The organism is Desulfovibrio sp. (genome assembly GCF_009712225.1).
Classification (GTDB): Bacteria; Desulfobacterota; Desulfovibrionia; order Desulfovibrionales; family Desulfovibrionaceae; genus Desulfovibrio.
On sequence record NZ_WASP01000003.1, the window covers coordinates 474,717 to 492,824 of the forward strand.

14 protein-coding genes are annotated in these 18,108 nt (G+C 57.0%); 11 read left to right on the forward strand and 3 right to left on the reverse strand.

Annotation, left to right across the window (positions count from 1 at the left end; all coding sequences use genetic code 11):
* Window positions 1-446 precede the first annotated feature (446 nt).
* The 7 genes from F8N36_RS03300 (at window position 447) to fabZ (ending at window position 11,566) form a co-directional block, all read left to right on the forward strand.
* Window positions 447-2,540, forward strand: a complete 2,094-nt coding sequence (locus F8N36_RS03300; protein WP_291331324.1) for a methyl-accepting chemotaxis protein — start codon at window positions 447-449, stop codon at window positions 2,538-2,540.
* Between the two features lie 356 nt (window positions 2,541-2,896).
* Window positions 2,897-4,123: a lipoprotein-releasing ABC transporter permease subunit gene (locus F8N36_RS03305; protein ID WP_291331326.1), complete on the forward strand. Its 1,227-nt coding sequence runs from the start codon at window positions 2,897-2,899 to the stop codon at window positions 4,121-4,123.
* Window positions 4,124-4,125: 2 nt separating this feature from the next.
* The gene (locus F8N36_RS03310; protein ID WP_291331327.1) at window positions 4,126-4,812 is read left to right on the forward strand and encodes an ABC transporter ATP-binding protein; all 687 of its coding nucleotides are present in this window, start codon (window positions 4,126-4,128) and stop codon (window positions 4,810-4,812) included.
* Window positions 4,793-7,558 carry an outer membrane protein assembly factor BamA gene (bamA, locus tag F8N36_RS03315; protein WP_291331329.1) on the forward strand — a complete coding sequence of 922 codons (2,766 nt, stop codon included), beginning with the start codon at window positions 4,793-4,795 and terminating at the stop codon, window positions 7,556-7,558. Before F8N36_RS03310 ends, bamA begins: the two co-directional genes overlap by 20 nt.
* Window positions 7,559-7,765: 207 nt before the next feature.
* Window positions 7,766-10,249 (forward strand): N-acetylmuramoyl-L-alanine amidase, encoded by a 2,484-nt coding sequence (locus tag F8N36_RS03320; protein ID WP_291331330.1) that lies wholly within the window; start codon window positions 7,766-7,768, stop codon window positions 10,247-10,249.
* Between the two features lie 200 nt (window positions 10,250-10,449).
* On the forward strand, window positions 10,450-10,995 hold the full coding sequence (locus tag F8N36_RS03325; RefSeq protein ID WP_291331331.1) for an OmpH family outer membrane protein: 546 nt from the start codon (window positions 10,450-10,452) through the stop codon (window positions 10,993-10,995).
* 103 nt (window positions 10,996-11,098) lie between these two features.
* Complete coding sequence (gene fabZ / locus F8N36_RS03330) at window positions 11,099-11,566, forward strand: 3-hydroxyacyl-ACP dehydratase FabZ (RefSeq protein WP_291331332.1); 468 nt, start codon at window positions 11,099-11,101, stop codon at window positions 11,564-11,566.
* Window positions 11,567-11,692: 126 nt separating this feature from the next.
* On the opposite strand, the gene F8N36_RS03335 is transcribed toward fabZ, so the two are convergent.
* The gene (locus F8N36_RS03335) at window positions 11,693-12,835 is read right to left on the reverse strand and encodes a glycosyltransferase family 9 protein (protein ID WP_291331333.1); all 1,143 of its coding nucleotides are present in this window, start codon (window positions 12,833-12,835) and stop codon (window positions 11,693-11,695) included.
* Window positions 12,835-14,172 carry an undecaprenyl-phosphate galactose phosphotransferase WbaP gene (gene wbaP, locus F8N36_RS03340; protein WP_291331334.1) on the reverse strand — a complete coding sequence of 446 codons (1,338 nt, stop codon included), beginning with the start codon at window positions 14,170-14,172 and terminating at the stop codon, window positions 12,835-12,837. The genes F8N36_RS03335 and wbaP overlap by 1 nt, the downstream gene beginning before the upstream one ends.
* A gap of 549 nt (window positions 14,173-14,721) precedes the next feature.
* Here wbaP and F8N36_RS03345 point away from each other — a divergent pair.
* The 4 genes from F8N36_RS03345 (at window position 14,722) to F8N36_RS03360 (ending at window position 17,672) form a co-directional block, all read left to right on the forward strand.
* Window positions 14,722-15,465 carry an ABC transporter substrate-binding protein gene (locus tag F8N36_RS03345; protein WP_291331335.1) on the forward strand — a complete coding sequence of 248 codons (744 nt, stop codon included), beginning with the start codon at window positions 14,722-14,724 and terminating at the stop codon, window positions 15,463-15,465.
* Window positions 15,466-15,549: 84 nt separating this feature from the next.
* Window positions 15,550-16,242: an amino acid ABC transporter permease gene (locus tag F8N36_RS03350; protein WP_291331336.1), complete on the forward strand. Its 693-nt coding sequence runs from the start codon at window positions 15,550-15,552 to the stop codon at window positions 16,240-16,242.
* Between the two features lie 2 nt (window positions 16,243-16,244).
* Window positions 16,245-17,003 carry an amino acid ABC transporter ATP-binding protein gene (locus F8N36_RS03355; RefSeq protein WP_291331337.1) on the forward strand — a complete coding sequence of 253 codons (759 nt, stop codon included), beginning with the start codon at window positions 16,245-16,247 and terminating at the stop codon, window positions 17,001-17,003.
* Window positions 17,004-17,672, forward strand: a complete 669-nt coding sequence (locus tag F8N36_RS03360) for an amino acid ABC transporter permease (RefSeq protein ID WP_291331338.1) — start codon at window positions 17,004-17,006, stop codon at window positions 17,670-17,672.
* Between the two features lie 86 nt (window positions 17,673-17,758).
* Here F8N36_RS03360 and F8N36_RS03365 read toward each other — a convergent pair whose 3' ends face one another.
* Window positions 17,759-18,106 (reverse strand): DVU0772 family protein, encoded by a 348-nt coding sequence (locus F8N36_RS03365; RefSeq protein WP_291331340.1) that lies wholly within the window; start codon window positions 18,104-18,106, stop codon window positions 17,759-17,761.
* Between the last annotated feature and the right edge of the window lie 2 nt (window positions 18,107-18,108).

An 18,108-nucleotide genomic window follows, 5' to 3' on the forward strand; every position in this document is an offset into this window, starting at 1 on the left:
GATTTAAATTGCACGCACATTCAAATCAACACACATAGTTATGGCGTATCAAGGTTTATATTTTACGCTATTGCAAACAACATAACTTTATTTCAATATATATTTCTCACAAATCTAGCATATATTTAATTTTAAGCAGTTGTATTTTTAAATTATCAACAAAAAACTACAAAAATCTATTTACTATTTTGGATTAAGTATTCCTTACAAGCCAGCAGATTTCATAATCCAACAATTTCCGGTTGCATTTTTACACTACCTTGTTAAACAAAAATTTCTTTGCGATATGTAAAAAAACACCTAACATTAAAACAAATTCTGCCAAATGGCATATACTGTTACCAGCTTTTGCCGATAACACTACATGACCTGATAAGAATAAATAATACTTAGCTTACTTTAACGCTCTGATCGCATTGGAACATGGGGAACGCGAGGAGGTCTTTATGAAATTGGGGCTGCTGAGCAAAATGCTGCTGTCTATTCTGACTCCGGCAATTGCGGGCCTGCTGCTTGTGGCGGGCGTAAGCTACAAAATGTCTGAAGACATTCTGAGTGACCAGATAGTCAGCGATGCCAAGGCCCTCTTGCGTTGCCAAACCATTGGTCTGAACGCCATGCTAAACGTAATGGAAGAATCACTTTCCATGGTTGCCGCAGACAACCGGGTGCTTCTCTACCTTGATGCAGTCAACGACAAGATGCCCGAAGTCATGACGCGCACCCTTTTTGCAGATGCAGATGCCGCACTGAACAGCTTTGTGACGCTCAACTCAAAGTTTGAATTTTGCGGAATTGCAGGCCTTGAAGGCAAGGCCATAGCCCATCACCTTGCTGGAGAAAAAGGCCCCAGCAAATCAGTTGGGGTAAGCTTTACCGACCGCTTGTATTTTCAGCGCGGCATGCAGGGCCAAAAAACTGTTGTTGGCGTTGTGAGCAAAACTACTGGTAAAATTGCCACCATCATGGGCCTGCCCATCATACGAAACGGCAAACCTGCGGGCATAGTATGGTCTGGCGTTGACAACGAAGACATGGCCAAAACAACCACAAACCAGATTGATTTTGGCGCGCGCGGCGGTATATACGCCTACGACACCAAGGGTATAGTTATGCTGCACCGCGACCTCAAGGCCTTTGGCCGCGACGACAGCAAAAAGCCCTACATGGTCGAGGTGCTCAAAAACCCAGAGGGCATCGTCCACTTTGTTGGCGAAGACGGCCGCAATAAAACCATTTTTTACAAATCCATGCCCGAAGTGGGCTGGGTGCTTTGCCTCGAGATGGACCGGGACGAAGTGTATACAGCAACACGCGTGATGCTTGGCAACTCAATGATGCTGACCCTTGCCAGCGCACTGATTGTTGGGCTGATCATCATTCTTGCCGCACGTGCCATTGCACGGCTGCTCAGGGGCATTTCGGGCATAGCCGGAGCAGTGGCCGAGGGCCGCCTTGAGGCCAATGCCAGCGAAAAAGCGCTGCTGGACGCGGCCACCAAGCGCCACGACGAATTCAGCACGCTGGCCGCTGGCATGGAAAACATGATTGGCAACATCAAAAATCTGCTGGCCGAAAGCGAACAGAAAGCCAGAGACGCACAACAGGCGACCGAAGAGGCCCAAATTGCCACAACCCGTGCGGAAGAAGCGGCCCACAAGGCAGAAATCGCCAAGCGCGAAGGCATGCTGGCCGCTGCCGGGCAACTGGAAGAAGTAGTGGCCATCATTTCCACCGCCTCCAGCCAGCTGGCTTCACAGATTGCGCAGTCTGACGAAATTGCTGTCCAGTCGGCCCAACGCCTTGCCGAGGCAGCAACAGCCATGAATGAAATGAACTCCACCGTGCAGGAAGTGGCCCGCAACGCCTCGGCGGCATCTTCGGTTTCTGCAGAGACGCGCAGTAACGCTGAAAGCGGCGCAGGTATTGTTGAAAACGCCCTCAAGAGCATCGGGCAGGTACAAACCGTTTCGCTGGCTCTCAAGGACGACATGACCCGACTGAACCAGCATGCTCAGGCTATCACCCAGATCATGAACGTGATTTCGGACATCGCCGACCAGACCAACCTGCTTGCTCTCAACGCCGCCATTGAGGCTGCACGCGCAGGTGATGCGGGTCGCGGTTTTGCCGTGGTGGCCGACGAGGTACGCAAGCTGGCCGAAAAGACCATGGCTTCCACCCACGATGTGGGCAACGCCATTGCGGCGATTCAGCAAAGTGCGGCACAGAGCGTCGCCGCCATGGACAATGCCCTTGTGGAGGTCAACACCGCCACGGAGTTTGCGAGCCAGTCGGGCGCGGCCCTGAGGGATATTGTGAACAATGTGGAGGCCACCGCCGATCAGGTCAGCGCCATTGCCACGGCCAGTGAACAGCAGTCTGCCGCAAGCGAAGAGATCAACCACTCCATCGTGCAGGTAAACGCCATGTCAGGGCAAACGGCCCAGGCCATGGGCGAAGCCACAAAGGCCGTAGCCGATCTCGCCCAGCAGGCACGCCGACTTAGCGAACTCATTAACGCCATGAAGCACAGTTAGCCTGACGACGGCAGGCGCGCCCAAGCTCGCCGGTTGCCACGAGAACTGACTGAAAAACCGTCCCCCGGCAGGTTCCCCGAACCGCCGGGGGATTTTGCAAACAAAGCAGCCTCATGCCCAGCACACCGCCACCAGCACACACAAATCTGCACGCAATTTTGCCGCGGTTTTTCTGCCAGTTGCGCTCATGGACAATGCTGGCAGTACGTTGGACATCCCCCCCGCCGTTTCATACGCCAATCGGGCTGACAGAGGGCAGCTGCACCCTCGGTGGTGGCAAGGGCGGGCTCAGACAAATGCCGCAATATCTAAAATATCTCTTGAATATCCGGGCAAGGTGGGACAATATGCGGCAAATGTCATTCGAACTATTTGTCGCCCTGCGCTACCTCTTTTCGAGGCGAAAGCAGACATTCATTTACATCATATCCATCATGTCCATTCTGGGCGTGGCTATTGGCGTTGGCGCGCTGGTAGTGGTGCTTGGCGTATACAACGGCCTCACCACCGACATGCGCGACAAAATTCTGGGGGCCAATGCCCATGCCATTGTCATGTCCTATATTCCTTCGGCCTTTGAGAACCGCAGCGATCTGCTTGACCGCGTGCGTTCTGTCAAAGGAGTGACCGGAGCAACCCCCTTCATCTACACCGAGGTCATGCTCTCTGCCGGTGGCGGGGTTAAGGGCGTAGTGTTGCGCGGTATCGACCCGCAGTCGGCTCCTGCCGTGCTCTCCATGCTGCGCCAGATGCGCACGGGTACTGCCGCAGACCTTGAACGCGAAGGCACACCGGGGCTCATTATTGGCGAGGAGCTCGCCAAGCGTCTGGGCCTTGGCATGGGTAGCCGCGTCAATCTGCTCTCGCCATCCGGGCAAAAAACCACTTCGGGCTACGCTCCGCGCGTGCGCCCTTTTGAGGTGGTGGGCATTTTCAAAACCGGCATGTTCGAGTACGATTCGTCGCTGGGCTTTGTTACCCTTGGCGCCGCACGCGATGTACTGGGTCTGCCCGAAAACTACCTTTCCGGCGTGGAGCTGACGGTAGACGACGTATACAAGGCCGACAAGATTTCGGCCCTTGTTTCTACCGAACTGGGCTCGCCCTTTTATGTGCGCTCGTGGATGGAAATGAACGCCAACCTCTTTGCGGCGCTCAAGCTCGAAAAGATCGGCATGTTCATTCTGCTGGCCATGGTGGTGCTGATTGGTTCATTCTCCATTGTCACAACCCTGGTCATGCTGGTCATGGAAAAAACGCGCGACATTGCCATCATGATGTCCATGGGCGCAACCAGCAGCATGATACGGCGTATTTTCATGTTTCAGGGAACCATTATCGGCGTTATTGGCACGCTGCTTGGCTATGTGCTGGGCCTTTCGCTCGGCTGGCTGCTCAAGCGCTACCAGTTCATCAAACTGCCCGAAAATGTCTATACACTGGATCATTTGCCCATTATCATCAGCCTCTCCGATGTGCTGATCATTGGAGCCAGCGCCATGCTGCTGTGCTTTCTGGCCACCCTTTACCCGGCCCGCCAGGCCTCGCGCCTGCAACCGGCAGAAGCCCTGCGCTACGAATAGCCATGTCAGCACTCTACACTTTTTCAAATGTGGGCAAAAAATTTGCCACGGCCAGCGAAGATATCGAGATTATCAAGGATATCAGCCTGGTTGTGGAAGAAGGCGAGATGCTCGCCATAGTCGGACAGTCCGGTTCCGGCAAGAGCACCCTCTTGCATCTTATGGGTGCTCTTGATACTCCAAGTTCGGGCGAGATATGTTTTGAAGGGCGCAACATGGCGCTCATGAGCGCTGACCAGAAAGCGGCTTTTCGCAACAAAACTCTGGGCTTCGTTTTTCAATTTCATCATCTGCTGCCGGAATTTTCTGCTCTGGAAAACGTGGCAATGCCGGCTATAATCGGCGGTGCGAGCCAACGCTCTGTCATGACCCGTGCGCGAGAAATGCTTGATCGCGTGGGCCTTTCGGCGCGTATGGACAGCAAGATTGCCACACTCTCGGGCGGTGAACGCCAGCGGGTTGCCATTGCACGCGCGGTTTTTATGCGACCGCGCGTTCTGTTGGCTGATGAACCCACCGGCAATCTGGATGAAGTTACCGGAGCGCAGGTGGGCGAACTGATGAACGAACTCAACCGTGAATTGGGCATGACCCTCGTAGTGGTTACACACAACCGAGAGCTGGCCGCAGGTATGGGCAGAACCCTGGAACTGAAAGCGGGGACCTTGTATGAGAAGAATTTTGAATAACGTGCTGTGCAAAGCTCTGTGCCTTGCCCTGCTGGCCTGCGCCACCCTGGCGCTTTCGGGTGGAGCCATGGCGGCGGAAGGCCCCCTTGTGCTTGTTTTGCCCTTTCAGGTGAATGCCGGGCCAGAACTGCCCAACGCTTCACAAGATCTGCCGCAGATGATCGCCGATCAGCTGGGGCAGAACGGCATGCGTGCCGTGCCCATGGCTACGGCGCGCCAGTTGCAGCGCAGCAGTGGTGAAACACTGGATATTGCCACCGCGCGCGAGCTTGGCCGCAAGGCCGGTGCCCGCCTGGTCATTTACGGCAAGTTTAACCAGCTTGGTCAGGGCTTCTCCATGGACACGCGCATTGTGCCTGTCTACTCTGGTGATGCCGTACCTGCTGGCTTTGAGCGCAATTCGCTCACTGCCCTGAGCGAATGTACCTCCGCCCTTGCCAAGCGCGCCTCCGAGGTTGCCAACCCCGCCACTGCTGCAGAGGCGACTCCCAAGAAGCCCGACGGTCCCGCCACTCTGGTTCCCATGGGTACGCCCACTTCTGCCCACGGCGGCCTGGCCGACGTGCAGGTGCGCGGCATGAAGGTGCTTGATCCCGATACCGTGCTCATGCGTCTTACCATCCGCAAGGGCGACACCCCCGATGCCACGGCCATCAACGAAGAAGTCAAACGCATCTGGGATATGGGCTATTTCAGCGACGTTCAGGCTACCCTTGAAGGCAACGTGCTTGTCTTCACTGTGGTGGAAAAGCCCCGTATCGACAATATCGTGATTGAAGGCTCGGACAAGGTCAGCAAGGACGACGTGCTTGCTGCCATGGGCACAAAAAGCGGTAGCGTTCTGAACGAACAGGTGCTCTCGGACGACCTGCAGAAGGTCACCGAACTGTACCACAAAGAAGGCTTCTACCTTGCCAAGGTGAACTACCGCCTCGAAGACCGCCAGGGTGGTCGTGGTGCGGTACTTGTGCTCAGCGTCAAGGAAGGCAACAAGCTTTACATCAAGGATGTCAAGATCGAGGGCATTTCCAAGCTCGACCGTGGCGACCTTGACAAATACATGGCCCTCAAGCCACGCGGCATTTTCTCGTGGCTGACCGGCACGGGCGTGCTCAAGGACGAATACCTCGAACGCGACACCAACGCCATCGCCGCCTACGGTCTTAACGAAGGCTACGTTGACATTCAGGTGGCAGCGCCCACTGTTGATTACCGTGATGACGGTATCTACATCACCTTCAACGTGCATGAAGGCCCGCGCTACAATGTGCGCGACGTGGTCTTTGCCGGTGATGTTATCGACAGCGAAGACAAGATGCTTGAAGTTGTCCAGATGGACGACTGGAAGCAGTCCGACAAGCATTTTTCGCTCACCGTCATGCAGGAAGATTCCAAGCGCCTGACCGACTATTATGCCGACTACGGCTATGCCTTTGCCGAAGTGGACACCAAGGTGGTCAAGGCTGACGACGGCAGCGATCAGGTGGATGTGGGCTACATCGTCACCAAGAAGCAGAAGGTCTTCATTCGCCGCCTTTCTGTTGAAGGCAACAACAAGACCCGCGACAACGTCATCCTGCGCGAAATGCGTCTGGGCGACGGCGACATGTACGAAGGCGCCAAACTGCGCCGCTCCAACGAGCGCCTCAACCGCCTGCGCTTCTTCTCTGCTGTGGACATGGAGTTGATCCCCACTGACAAGGAAGACGAAGTCGACCTGAAGGTGAAGGTCAAGGAAACCAACACCGGCGCTATCATGGGCGGTATCGGTTATTCCTCATACTATGACGTGGGCGTAACTGCCTCCATCATGGAACGCAATCTCTTTGGTCGCGGCTACTGGCTGCAGCTGCAGGGCTTCTTCTCCTGGCGTCGCACATCGGGCGTGCTGTCCTTTACCAACCCGCGCCTGTACGACACCGAGCTTTCTATCGGTAACGACCTGTACTACACCCACGATTACTGGGATAACTTTACCAAGGACACCGTGGGCGACACCATCCGCCTTTCGTACCCCCTTGGTGAATTCACCAGCATTGGCGGCGGTTACCGCCTTGAACGCTACACCCTCTATGATGTGGACGACAACTCTTCGCCCTATATCCGCGATTACAAGGGTGTCAACTGGACAAGCGCCATTTCGGGCCGTATCCTTCGTGATACGACTGACTCAAAGGAACGTCCCACCAAGGGTACCATTGCCCGTCTGTGGGGTGAATACGGCGGCGGCGGCCTTGGCGGTACCGACAACTTTATCAAGACTGTAGCCGACTGGCAGGGCTTCTGGTCCTTCAACCCGCAGAACACCGTGCATGTGCGTGGCCGTCTCGGTGGCGTGTTCCAGAATACCGACTCCAAGGTGCCTGTGTTCGAACGCTTCTGGGTTGGTGGCATGGATACCATCCGCGGCTATTCGTTCTCCGACCTTTCGCCCCGCGACTACAAGTACAACGGCGACCAGATCGGTGGCGACCGCATGGGCGTTGCCAACTTTGAATACATCTGGACCTTCCAGAAGGATCTGGGCCTTGCCCTGGTTCCCTTCTTTGATGCCGGCTACAACATTGACAGCAAGACCATGGGCGGCAAGCTCGACAAGTACATCGTGTGCTCCACAGGTCTTGAACTGCGCTGGCGTTCGCCCATGGGCGACCTGCGTATCGCCTACGGTATTCCGCTTGTGCAGGACTACGACAAAGAACGTGAATCCGGTCGCGTAGAATTCAGTATGGGCCAGTTCTTCTAGTACTTGGCTCAAAGCCGCTGCGGCGGTTCATATTCGGCGCGCCGGAAGCACAGTTGATGTGCATCCGGCGCGCTGCCTGTTTACTGGCAAAGGTTTAAACGCATGTGCATGAGCCGCTGCGTATCTGTGGCATGCAATATGCTAAACATTCACCGTCAGCATCATTAGACGTCAAATTATTGTCACAACCAGGCAAAAGGAAATACCGTGGCCGGAAAATCACCCCAGCCCAAGGCTTCCGAAAAAGTTGGCAGCAACAACATGCGCAGGCTTGCACCTCCGCTTGCCTTTCTTGCTGCCCTGTGCCTGATGGTGGTGTGTTTTTACGATTCCGGCTACACATCGCTGCCCCCCACGGGCAAGCGTTATGATCTGGCAAAGGCCAGCATTGATACACTGCGACAGGATGAAAAGCGCTCCGGGCAACGTGAACCATGGGAGAATCTGGCGGCGGAATTCCGCGCCATATACGATGCCGACCCCGGCTGGCCCAACCGCCCTGCCGCCTTGTTCCGTGCAGCAGAAAGCCTTGAGGAACTGGCCCGTCGCTCTTTTGCCAAAGCCGACGCCAAGAAGGCCATTGAATGTTACGAGGCCGTTGCCCAGCGCCATGCAGACAGCCGCCTTGCCGACGACGCCCTGTTCCGTGCTGCCAAGCTGCGCGCCGCCTGGCTCAAGGACGACAAGGGCGCCCTGGCCCTGCTGGAACGCATAAAAACGCAATATCCCAAGGGCGACATGCTCCCCGAGGCACTGGCACTCGAAAAGACCCTTCAGGCTGCTGCCAACGGTCGCACTGCACCAGAAGCGCGCCAGGTTTCCAGCACTGACGGCAAGGAGCCCAAGGACGAGGCCGCCCCTGCCAAATCTGCCCCTACCGCTGCCAATGCACAGAACAGCACAGCAGATACAGCTGCCGCCCAGATTGCCAAGGCCAGCGCCCAGCAGCCACTGCCTCAGGCCGATCTGCTGCCCCGCTACCGCGACGCCAAGGCCAAGATGGAAGCCCTGCGTACAGACAAGGTTCGCTCATGCTGGCGGCAACCGTGGGAAGAGCTCACGGCCGAATTTCTCCGAATCTATCTGAGCCGCAAAGACTGGGCCATCTCGCCCGGAGCATTGTACCGCGCAGCAACAAGTCAGGAGGCTCTCTCCGACTGTTCCCACCTTTCGGATGAATACCGTCAGGCGCGTGACCTGTACCTCAAACTGGCGCAGGAATTCCCCAAGAGCGCTCTCGCGGACGACGCCCTGCTACGCGCCGCAACCATCGATGCCGACCATCTCAACCAGCAGGGGGTGGCTCTGGAATTGCTGGACGCCATCATGGCCTTGTATTCTGGCGGGGATAAAACCACAGAAGCCCAGGCACTGCGCAGCCGTCTTACAGGTGCGCCAGCTGCCACCCCAACTGCCAACGCAGGTGCCGCGCAGACCCCAGCAGACAAGACAGCTGCCCAACCAGTTGCCAAGCCTGTGGTGCAGGCTCTCTCATGGAATTCGCTGAGCAAGAACAGCGTGGAGATCGTGCTGGAGTTGAGCGCGCCAGCCCGCTACACCGCCAGGCTCAACGGTTCTGACTCAAAGGCAAAAAACAGGATAGGTCAGGCGTCTCTCCAGTTGGCGCTGGAAAATGCAACAGTTGAAAAAGATGTACGCAAGGGTGTGAACATACGCGGTAGCCTCTTCAAGGGCATGAGCGTCAGCAGCGGCAAGAGCGGCGAAACAGTGCTCAACTTCAATTTTCAGGATGCGCGCCGCTTTGACACCCGCGTGGAATCAAACCCCTGCCGCATCATTGTGCGTGTTGCCAGTGGATCAACCCAGTTGCCTCCAGTCAGCAACAGCAAGGCCGGGTTTGCCGAAAACCAGTCCGACGACCAGAACCAGCAGTCTGTGGCCAGCAACGGCACTACACCTGCCGAGCCGCCTTCTCCCCGCCTCGTGCGCGACATGGCCCGCCAGCTGGGTCTGACAGTACGCACGGTATTCATCGATGCCGGACACGGTGGACGCGACCCCGGTACCAACCACAACAATGTGCTTGAGCGCGCCGTATCCCTTGATGTGGCCCTCACCCTTGGCCGCCTGCTTGAGGCCAACGGGCTTGATGTGGTCTACAGCCGCACTGCCGACAAAAGCGTTTCGCTGCGCGACCGCACCGCCATGGCCAATGCCGCCGGTGCCGACCTGTTTGTTTCCATACACGTCAACGCCAACGACGACGCCTCGGTACAGGGCTTTGAAACATATTATCTCGACATTGCCAGCAACCCTGAAGCAGCTCGTCTGGCCACGCTTGAAAACGCCGATGGCGAGCACAGGCTCGGCGATATGCAAAAAATGCTGGCCGATGTCATGCTCAACGCACGCGTGGATGAATCGCGCCACCTTGCACAGGATATACAGCGCCTTGCGCAGTTCCGCTTTAAGCGTCGGCAGTTCGAAACAAAAGACAACGGCATCAAGTCTGCACCCTTTCTTGTGTTACTTGGCGCGCAGATGCCTGCCGTGCTGGTGGAAATTGGCTATTGCACCAACAGGGAAGAAGCGGCACGGCTGCTCACACCCAAGTATCGCATGACCCTGGCCGAGGGGCTGGCCGAAGGCATCCTGGCCTACAAGGACAGGCTTCTCAAGCGCCGGACAGTCCAGAATTCCTTGACGCAAGAAGGCGCTGGTGCTATGTGAGGCAAGTAATTTCAACTACGTGTTTTTAGGCTGTATCATAGCAAATAACTGTTTATTCGCACTCCGCAGATAGTTATGGCTGTTTTGCAAAATGTAGTACATAGTTGCAGACAGCAGAGGCATCTTCTCTTACGGCGCGCGGGTCATCCCAGTTCCGCAAGGACGACATAACAAATCAGCATTGGGGAAGGAGAACTTTCATGCGCAAGGTTTTGATGACGGCTGTTGCGGTTGGCTTGTTGCTTGCCGGACAAGTCTATGCTGCTGACGGCGGCGCCGTGCCCGCAGCCAAGATCGGTGTTGTTGACATGCAGACCGTGGCGACGCAGAGCGTCCCCGCGCAGGCCGCCAAAACAACAATGGAAAACAAGTTCGGTTCTGAACGCAACGAACTTGAAAAGCAGGGCGAAGCGCTGAAGAAAAAGGCCGAAGCTCTGAAGAACCCCAAGGCCAGCGAAGAAAAGAAGCTGGACTTCATCCGTTCCAAGCAGGATCTGGACCAGAAAACCCGCAATTTCCTGCGCAAGGTTGAACAGGAAGAAGTGAAGCTTCGCCAAGACATGGTTACCCTTGTCTTCAGCGCCACCTACGAAGTCGCCCGCGCCAAGGGCTTCAACTTTGTTGTGGACGTCACCGCCGGTGGCGTGCTGTACGCCGACCAGTCCATGGACCTGACCCAGGACGTGCTGGCCGAAGTGAACAAGATCTACAAAGAAAAAGCCAATGAAAAGGGCGGCAAAAAATAACGCCCTCTGCCGGTAAATTCTCAGGCCTCTCAACCCGGAAGGGCCGAGAGGCCTTTTTTTTATACCGCGTGCGCGGTCAAGCACACCATATTCAGGAGACCTCATGCAGGAGACTACCCCCCAAACCGTGAGCATGGACATACAGCGCATATTGCACCTGCTGCCCCACCGCTATCCTTTTTTGCTGGTGGACAGAGTGGTGGAATGCGTACCGGGCTCACACATCCGCGCCTATAAAAATATTACCTTCAATGAGCCTTTCTTTCAGGGGCACTTTCCCGGTGCGCCCATCATGCCCGGCGTGCTCATTCTTGAGGCTCTGGCCCAGACGGGTGGCCTGCTGGCCGTTTCTGGCATGGAGAGCCTTGACGACAAGCTTTTTCTCTTCACGGGTCTTGACGGCGTCAAATTCCGCAAGCAGGTAGTTCCCGGCGACAGGCTTGACCTTGAATGCAGCAACCTGCGCATGAAGCTCAAGCTCTGCAAGATGGAAGCCCGTGCCTTTGTAGACGGCAAGCTGGCCGCAGAAGCCGTGATTACCGCGGCTATAGGCGACAGGCCCAAGGGCTAGCGCATCAGCCAGACGACAACACCGCACAAGGGGAGGGGATTTTTCAATTCCCTCCCCTTGTGCGACAAAATATGCAGTATGGAGTTTGGCTGCGGGCTGTGACTTCGCAATCACCTTCTTATCCGGCTACAATGCAGCAAGACTCCGCAAGGCGTCTTCCACATCTTCCACTGGCAGTGAGTCAAGACAGAGCTTGTGTGGCAAAGGGTATTCAAAGCCCAGATTCAGATAGGCATACGGCCCCTTGTGCGGCAGCAGAGAACGTACGTGCCTGCCCACAGGTCCCCAGCGCAGGGGGTTGGTGGGGCCGTGCAGGCCCACCGTGGGCGCGCCCGCTATGGCCGCAAGATGCATGGTACCCGTATTTACCGAAACCACAGCGGTCGCACGGTTGAACAGCCAGGCAAGGCCAGGGAGCGAAATTCTGCCCGCAAGCGATATGGCGGGGCACTGCGGATAAGCCCGCAAAAAGGCGTCATTGCGCGGGGCATCGGCGGGTGCGCCGGTCAGGTACACCTCACAGCCCTTTTCGCTCAGGGTGCGGGCAAGAGCATCCCAATGATCCGCGGGCCATTCCTTGAGCCAGGCATTGGCGCCCGAGGGCCACATGTGCAAAAACACCCTGCGGGGCAGCGCGTCGCCCACATCGCCGGTGGGTTCAAGCCTTGCGCACAGTTCTGCGGGCAGGTCGTCGGGTGGCGATTGCGGCAACAAAATGCCTGGCACACCAAGCAAGCCCGGATACAGAACCCGCCCCAGTTCCAGAAAATTTTCCACCTCATGCCGGTCGTTGCGGTGCTTCACCGCAAAGGAATACCCAAAAGCGCGGTGCTGACCATCCGTATCAAAGCCCACAGTTGTACGCGCATTGGAGAGGTTGCACAGCAGTGCTCCAAGGCGCGCCCACTGGGTGCTGTCAATCAGCACATCCAGCTTTTGCTCGCGCAGCCACGCCGCCATGGCGGCAACCTCGGTCACCCCAAATGACGCGCAGTTGTCAATACCGGGAATCAGACTGACAGTTGCGGCATTGGCGCGCGACGTGAGCAATACAAAGTGCGCGTGGGGCAGGTGCTCGCGCAGGGCCGCAACAAGCGCAGAAAGCAGCAAAAGATCACCAATGGCCCCCAGGCAGATAAACCCCACCCGCTGGGGGTCGGCAACCGGCTTGCTCCCCTTGCCCACACGCAGCACAGAGCTGCAGGCCGCCAGAGGGATACCGACGAAACGGTCCAGCAGGCGGTTGAAACTGTTACCCCTTTCGCCCATCAGTACGCTCCGTACCCCGTTATGACCACGGGAATCGTCTTGGCAAGAATCCACAGATCCATCCAGACAGACCAGTTGTTGATATAATAGTGGTCGAAAGCCACACGTTCGGCATAGGAGGTATTGTTGCGGCCAGAAATCTGCCACAGCCCCGTTATACCCGGACGGACCAGGCAGTATTCTTCGTAAACCGGACCATATTTTTCAACTTCCATGGCCACAATGGGGCGCGGCCCCACCAGGCTCATGTCGCCGATAACCACGTTGAGCAGCTGCGGCAGCTCATCCAGGCTCACCTTGCGCAAAAAACGCCCCACGCGGGTAACGCGCGGGTCATTCTTGAGTTTGTGGTCTTCGTCCCACTCAGCCCGCAATTCCGGGTCGCGCTCAAGAACCTTCTTGAGCACCTCGTCGGCATTTTGCACCATGGTGCGAAACTTGAAAATCCGGATTTCGCGCCCCCCACGGCCAATACGCCGCTGGCGGTAAAAAACCGGCCCCCGGCTGTCCAGGCGAATGGCCAGCGCCAGAATCAGCCCCAGAGGCAGCAGTACCACACCACCCATGGCGCAAAGCAGCACGTCCATGAAGCGCTTTACCCGCAGGCGACGCCTGTCACGCAGGTTCTGGCGCACCTGTAGCCCCACAGTCGCACCCAGGTCTCGCGGTGTCAGCCAATGGGCTCGAAAGCCATCGTTAAACGAAGGCACAATAAGAATGCGCTCAAAGAACCTGCTTGCTTCCGTAATATAATCAAGGTGTTGACCTTGATCTGCTTTTTGCAGGATCATGGCCATGGCCTTGGGGTTTGCTTGCGAGGTCTGGGCAAAGAGCTTGCGCACTGCCTCGGCATCGGTAGGCAAAGCAAACATGGAGACCGGGCGCAAGCCGCGTTCTGGCCTGCGTTTGAGATATCGCCAGAAATCGCGCCCGGCGTTGCCGCTGTCAAAAATGATCAGGGGCCGCCCCCACCAGCGCTGGCGCACAAAGAGGCGACGGCACAGGCTGCGCGTTATGGGTAGCACAAAAACAGTGGCCAGCCAGCTGCCTGCAATGACAATGCGCGAGTAGGCATCGCCCGTTTTTGAAAGAAACAGCACGGCCAGAATAATGCCGTACATGAGGCTGGTGAGCTGAAACAGGGCCTTGAGTTCACGGTGCGGGGGCAGGCTTATGGTCTGGTAAAGCCCCAGGCCAGCCGCCATTACTGGCCCCATGAGCAGCAGGGGCAGTGCCCAGTGGTACAGGTTTGACTCCACATTGCCAAATGCGGCACGCACCAGAAAAACCGCAATGGCCGTTCCAAGAATGGCCATGAGGTCAAAAAGACAGAGCATCGATTTTTGCGGGGAAAGGCCGCAAGCCAAAAGCGCCCTGACCCAGAAGGGATATTGTTTCATGCTAAGAGGCGCTGTGCCGATGGCCGGCACTACGTTTGAACGCGGCAGGCCGCGCTGTTGTGAAAGGGCTCAGACTCAAACGTCATAATGTTATGCTCTTTCTCCACAAAGCACAAGAATTCCACAAGGGACATGGCTATTACGACCAGCGGCCACATCGCCCTCGCCAGCCGCATTTCCCGGCCACACTTGCCCACACAGGGGCACTGTCGCAAAGGAGCATCCGCCACCGGCCCGTCACCCGCATTACCATTCCCCTGGCCGCAATGTGCGCTGACAAAACCAGACGCTGCTGTGCACGCCCCACGCGGGCTCAGCGCCCTGCGCCCTTGCGTAGCAATCTTCCTTCTGTTACAGAAAGACTTTGTTTTTAGTGGCCGCGCGGTGTCGGCCTCTGGCCCACCGTGCAAGGATGCGCAACAGTCGCCCCTCGGGCGATTGCGTGGTCGCATGTCCGTCCTGTCTTTTCCGAAGGGGAAATTGAACATGAAGAAGCTTTTCGTCTGCGCCCTGCTGGCCACCGTGCTGGCTGCCGTACCCGCATTTGCCAAAAAAGCCTATGTTAACGGCATCGACCCCGACTATCCTCCCTTCGCCTATGTTGACGAAAAGACCGGCCAGCCTGCCGGTTTTGACGTTGATTCCATGAACTGGATAGCCAAAACCATGGGATTTGAAATTGTTCACAAGCCCATGGCGTGGGACGGCATCATTCCCGCCCTGCTTGCCAAGCAGATCGACATGGTTGACTCTGGCATGAGCATCACCGCCGAGCGCGCCAAGGTTGTGCAGTTCTCCAACCCATACTGGACCGTCTCGCGCGTGTTTGTTGTGCCTGCCGACTCCAAGCTGACCCCCGCCGACATTCTGAGCAAGAAGATCCAGCTCGGCGTGCAGCGCGGCACCTCTGAAGCCAACGACATCAAGAAAGAGCAGGAAGAAAAGAAGTATCCCTTCGAACTGCGCTTTTACGAATCCTCGCCCCTGGCCGTCACCGACCTGCTGAATGGCCGCATTCAGGCTGCCCTGATGGACGAACTGCCTGCCAACAACGCCATCGAAAACGGCCGCGCCGTCAAGAAGGCCGGCACGCACGGCGAACCCGACCAGTTTGGCGTTGCCATGCGCAAAGAAGACAAGGAACTGCAGAAGCTGGTGAACGAAGGCTATAAGAAGCTTATGGCCGATCCTTACTGGAAAGAACTGCAGCAGAAATACCTCAGCAAATAACGGACGCGCACGCGCCCACACGTCAAGCGCGAACCGCCTGCTAACCGGACGGTTCGCGCTTGCGCGGAAAAGGCCTTTCCATTCATGAATTCTCTGCTTGTGGTATACAACGCCCTGCCCTCCATTCTGTCCGGCAGTCTGGTTACGGTGGGTAATGTCACCCTGTCGCTTACCATGGGGCTGCTGCTGGGTGTGCCTATGGCCGTGGCCCAGGTTTACGGTGGGCCGTGGCTGCGGCGTCTTGTGGCGTTGTATGTGTGGTTTTTCCGGGGCGTGCCCATCTTGGTACTGCTTTTTCTTTGCTACGGGCTTTTTATCAGCCTTGGTATCACCCTGGACCCGTTTTTTATCTGCTGCATCGTTCTTGGCAGCACCAGCACGGCCTACCAGTCGCAAATTTTCAGGGGCGCTATCGAAAGCCTGCCCCGTGGGCAGCTCAATGCCGCGCGCGCCCTTGGCATGCGCGAAAGCACCGGCATCTGCTCCATCATTCTGCCGCAGGCATTGCGGCTTTCCATCCCTGGCTGGGCCAACGAATTTTCCATTCTGCTTAAAGATTCGGCCATCTGCTTTGTGCTTGGCACGCAGGACATCATGGCCCGCACTTCGTTTGTGGCGGCCAGAACCCACGAGCATCTGGCCCTGTACGCCACGGCGGGCGTGCTGTATTTTGTGCTGACGCTGGCAGTGCTCAAACTGTTGCGTTGCCTGGAACAAAAAGTCCATGTGCCCGGCTATTCCTCTGGAATCGGCATGGAAGGCATGGGTATGGGATAAGCATGAGCGTTGACCAACAAGCGGTATTGCAGGTTAAGGGCATTTCCAAGATGCTGGGCGGCAAGCCCATTCTGGACAATTGCAGCCTTACGGTTAACCGGGGAGAACTGAAGGTTCTCATCGGGCCTTCTGGTGCGGGCAAGAGCACCCTGCTCCAGAGCATCAACTGCCTTATCCCTCCGGATTCTGGCGAAATATATCTCGAAGGCCAGCTGCTCAACCGGGCCGACAAGGCAGCCCTGTGCGCTTTTCGCGCGCAGGTGGGCATGATCTTTCAGGATTTCAACCTGTTCGATCACCTCACCGCCGAAGAAAACGTGGCCATTGCCCTGCGCAAGGTGCGCGGCATGTCTGCCACCGATGCCCGCAAGCGCGCACAGGAAGAACTGGCCCGCGTTGGCCTCGCCCGCCGCGCCACACTCTACCCGGCTCAGCTTTCTGGCGGCCAGAAGCAGCGCGTGGCCATGGCCCGCGCCCTTGCCATGGACCCCAAGGTCATTCTGCTCGACGAACCCACCTCGGCCCTCGACCCCGAGCTTGTGGGCGAAGTGCTTGCCGTTATTCGCGATCTTGCCAGTGGCGGTATGACCATGGTTATGGCCACGCACCAGATGGATTTTGCCCGAGCCCTCGCTACCGAGATTGTTTTCATGGAGCACGGCAAGCTTATCGAGCAGGGCTCGCCCGCTGATCTGCTGGCCGAGGGGTCCAACACCCGCACCCGCGACTTCTGTCAGCGCCTGCTGGAGATGGGGGCCTAAGTGCTGGATACGGCCTTTTTCAGCACACAGCTTTTGCCAGCGCTCAACAAGGGCCTGCTGGTTTCGCTGGCGCTCATAGTACCCGCAGGAACCCTTGGCTTTGTGGGCGGCGTGCTGCTTGGCTGCGCCCGCGCCTTTGGGCCCCTGTGGCTGCGCCGCCTCGGCAACGGTTATACCTCGCTCATACGCGGCGTGCCACTGGCCGTGCAGCTTATGATGATCTATTACGCCCTGCCCAAGCTTGGCGTATTCTTTTCGCCCTTTGGCGCGGCGCTTACCAGCTTTACCCTGTGCACTGCCGCCTACCAGTCGGAATACGTGCGTGGTGCCCTGCTTTCCATCAGGCAGGGGCAAGTTCGAGCGGCCCAGGCCCTTGGCTTCAGCCAGTGGCAGACCGTTGCCTGGATCATCATTCCGCAGGCGGCACGGCGCGCCCTGCCCGGTTGCGGCAACGAGATCATCTATCTCATCAAATACAGCTCGCTGGCCTATCTGGTTACCTGCATGGAACTGATGGGCGAGGGCAAGGTGGTGGCCTCCGACACGTTCCGCTTCACCGAGGTTTTCATAGCAGTGGGCGCGTACTACCTTGCCATGGTTACACTGGCCACGTTTTTGCTGCGCTGGCTCGAAGACCGTTTTCGCATTCCCGGTTTTGGCGCGCGCTAACCCGCACCCCATACTTACGCAAAAAGGCCCGCTTCCGCGGGCCTTTTAACATTGTGCACCAGGTGTGCAGAGACTGCTTTTGTCTTTTATTCCTGCCCAAGCTCGTGCTTGAGCCAGGACTTGACCTCGGGCGTTGGCTCGCTGATGCCGCGCCACGCTCCGTGGACCTTGCGGTAGTCTTCTTCCAGCCCTTCGGGCAGGGGAATGGTAATCAGGTCTTCCGCTCGTTCCGAATTGCGCCTCACAAGACGAATAACCGGAGGCTCCTGCCAGCTGTCCACCACAAAATAGTGGGACACATCGTCCTTGGATCGCACCGGCGGATATTCTGAGTGCCAGTCGTTGTTTCCCCATTCCAGATACATGGTTACCGCGTGTTCGGGGGAGAGGTTCCAGTCTATATTGTAAAGAGAAAAATCCTTCAGGCTTGTCATGG

Bases quoted from the DNA above. Each gene is read 5' to 3' on its own strand.
- F8N36_RS03300 (WP_291331324.1), top strand. From the start codon at position 447: ATGAAATTGGGGCTGCTGAGCAAAATGCTGCTGTCTATTCTGACTCCG.
- F8N36_RS03305 (WP_291331326.1), top strand. From the start codon at position 2,897: ATGTCATTCGAACTATTTGTCGCCCTGCGCTACCTCTTTTCGAGGCGA.
- F8N36_RS03310 (WP_291331327.1), top strand. From the start codon at position 4,126: ATGTCAGCACTCTACACTTTTTCAAATGTGGGCAAAAAATTTGCCACG.
- bamA (WP_291331329.1), top strand. From the start codon at position 4,793: ATGAGAAGAATTTTGAATAACGTGCTGTGCAAAGCTCTGTGCCTTGCC.
- F8N36_RS03325 (WP_291331331.1), top strand. From the start codon at position 10,450: ATGCGCAAGGTTTTGATGACGGCTGTTGCGGTTGGCTTGTTGCTTGCC.
- fabZ (WP_291331332.1), top strand. From the start codon at position 11,099: ATGCAGGAGACTACCCCCCAAACCGTGAGCATGGACATACAGCGCATA.
- F8N36_RS03335 (WP_291331333.1), bottom strand. From the start codon at position 12,835: ATGGGCGAAAGGGGTAACAGTTTCAACCGCCTGCTGGACCGTTTCGTC.
- wbaP (WP_291331334.1), bottom strand. From the start codon at position 14,172: ATGCTCTGTCTTTTTGACCTCATGGCCATTCTTGGAACGGCCATTGCG.
- F8N36_RS03345 (WP_291331335.1), top strand. From the start codon at position 14,722: ATGAAGAAGCTTTTCGTCTGCGCCCTGCTGGCCACCGTGCTGGCTGCC.
- F8N36_RS03350 (WP_291331336.1), top strand. From the start codon at position 15,550: ATGAATTCTCTGCTTGTGGTATACAACGCCCTGCCCTCCATTCTGTCC.
- F8N36_RS03355 (WP_291331337.1), top strand. From the start codon at position 16,245: ATGAGCGTTGACCAACAAGCGGTATTGCAGGTTAAGGGCATTTCCAAG.
- F8N36_RS03365 (WP_291331340.1), bottom strand. From the start codon at position 18,106: ATGACAAGCCTGAAGGATTTTTCTCTTTACAATATAGACTGGAACCTC.